The organism is Paenibacillus forsythiae T98 (assembly GCF_000520735.1).
GTDB classification, from domain to species: domain Bacteria; phylum Bacillota; class Bacilli; order Paenibacillales; family Paenibacillaceae; genus Paenibacillus_AQ; species Paenibacillus_AQ forsythiae.
Genome location: NZ_ASSC01000146.1, coordinates 1 through 355, shown reverse-complemented (window position 1 = coordinate 355; position 355 = coordinate 1). Strand labels below are relative to the sequence as shown.

Here is a 355-nt window from a genome sequence, read left to right as displayed (position 1 = left end):
GGAGCCCGCCGCTTCGGCGGAAGCGATTCTGAGCCAATCCGCCACGCCGGCCCAGATCGGCGCGTTCCTGATCGCCGAACGGATCAAGCTCGAAAGCGTGGAGGAGCTGGAGGCTTTTGTAACCGTATGCCGAAGCTACGCGCTGCGCGAGCCTCTGCATGAGGGAATAGACTGCGCCGGTCCTTATGACGGCCGCCTTCGCTCTTTCGCCGCGACCTTTCCAACCGCCTTCCTGCTAGCGGCCGCCGGACTGCCGGTAACACTGCACGGCTCCGCTTCTCTTCCCCCGAAATGGGGGATCACGCTGCAGGATATCATTATGGAAGCGGATATTCCTTCCGCCGCTCTCTCCCGC

At 63.1% G+C, this 355-nt stretch carries 1 pseudogene; it reads left to right on the top strand.

Features of this window, described 5'->3' with window-relative positions:
- Positions 1-355 (top strand): annotated as a pseudogene (locus tag L692_RS0105615) (anthranilate phosphoribosyltransferase); the annotation flags it as partial.